Here is a 1,461-nt window from a genome sequence, read left to right on the forward strand (position 1 = left end):
GTACTACATTCAGAGATCTTGAGGTAGTGGATCTCCGCGTCGGCGGTAGTGGCTGAGCCGGGCGCGGGCCTGGTGGAGGCGGCGGAATGCTGACCAGGCCAGGACGTGCTCGATGGCGCTGGCGGCGGGGATGAACAATCGGGCCAGTACGCGCCGGATCTCCGCCAGTGAGGGCAGGGGCATGCGCTCGGGAGTGCTGCTCATGGTGGTTGTGGCGATGGCTGGCGGTCTTTTCCCTGGTCGGCGGGGGCGTCGTTGTCGTTGGGTAAGGCGGCCTGGGTGACGGCGAGGAAGGCCAGGGCGAGCATGACGGTGGTGACGTGCCGGTGCCAGGGTGTCCACTTGCGGACCTGGTATTGGGTCAGGCCGAGTAGGTCCTTGCTCTGGGCATTGTTCTCCTCGATCTTCCAGCGCAGTCCGGCGAGCTTGATCAGTTCGGTGACCGGGGTGCCGAGTGGGGCATGGGCGAGGAAGAATTCGATCTCGGCCGGGTCGGTTACCGAGCGGCGGATGAGCACGGTATGCGCGTGGCCGGGGGCGGGTTGCTGCTCGGCCAGGCGCACCGGCAGCGAGGTCCAGTCATAGAGGCGGATGCCCTTGGTGCCCTGCCCGCAGGCGCGGCGTTCCCAGATGGCCGGGTTGCCGTGGGCCAGCAGCCGGTCCAGCAGATGGCCGACCGGCTCGCTGCCGCCGCGCACGGCGATCAGCGGTAGGTCGACCGGGACGGCCAGCACATAGCCGATCTGCCGATCGTGGCAGAAGGCCCGCAGGTCGGGGTCGCGGCCGTAACCGGAGTCGCCGCACAGGTAGCGAAACGGCGTGCCGGCCGCGATCTCCTCGATGAGCATGTCGATCACCAGGTGCGGCTTGGTGGCGAAGACCACCTCGTCAGGAACCCCGGCCTGCCTGCGCCGGTCCGGATCCGCTGTCCAGTCCTCGGGGAGGTACAGGCGCCGGTTGACGAAGGCGTGCCCGGCCGCCGCGGCGTAGGTGAGCATGGGCATGACCTGGCAGTTTTCGACCTGTCCGGTCAGCCCGCAGTATTGACGGGCCACCCCCACCGATCTATCGCCCTTCTTGATCGCGCTGGTGTCGTCAGCGATCAGCACACCATCGGGGCGGCCCAGATGATGCAGCACGTAGGCGCGTACCTCATCGCGCAGAGCATCGGCGTCCCACTTGGCTCCGTTCAGCAGCCACTCGAACCGGTGGGCCTTGATGTGGCCGATGTGGTCGGCCAGCTGCCAGGAGTTCTTCCGAGGGACGTCGGCCAGCAGAGCGCGGACCAGGTCGCCGAACGTTGAGCGTGGCTCAGGCCGGGTGAACATCGGCCCCGCGATCCGCTCGGTTAACGCGCTCAGCTCCGCATCCCAGGACACGACCAGATCGTAGGTGAGAGAACAGGTCACACGATGACGATGAGTCAACTACATCGAGTTACGCAGCCGAACTCCAAGATCT

Annotated in this window: 2 protein-coding genes; both read right to left on the reverse strand. The window is 66.8% G+C overall.

Features of this window, described 5'->3' with window-relative positions; translation table 11 throughout:
* Positions 1-9: 9 nt before the first annotated feature.
* Positions 10-204 carry a hypothetical protein gene (locus ACTWQA_RS58920; RefSeq protein ID WP_443167484.1) on the reverse strand — a complete coding sequence of 65 codons (195 nt, stop codon included), beginning with the start codon at positions 202-204 and terminating at the stop codon, positions 10-12.
* Entirely contained in the window at positions 201-1,409 is a 1,209-nt protein-coding gene (locus tag ACTWQA_RS58925) for an IS701 family transposase (protein ID WP_443167485.1), read from the reverse strand. Before ACTWQA_RS58925 ends, ACTWQA_RS58920 begins: the two co-directional genes overlap by 4 nt.
* Between the last annotated feature and the right edge of the window lie 52 nt (positions 1,410-1,461).

Origin of the sequence: Nonomuraea sp. 10N515B, from assembly GCF_052245915.1 — a bacterium.
Lineage (GTDB): Bacteria > Actinomycetota > Actinomycetes > Streptosporangiales > Streptosporangiaceae > Nonomuraea.

What these genes read in the sequence shown, in the direction of transcription:
- ACTWQA_RS58920 (WP_443167484.1), bottom strand. Translation starts at nt 204, where the DNA reads ATGAGCAGCACTCCCGAGCGCATGCCCCTGCCCTCACTGGCGGAGATC.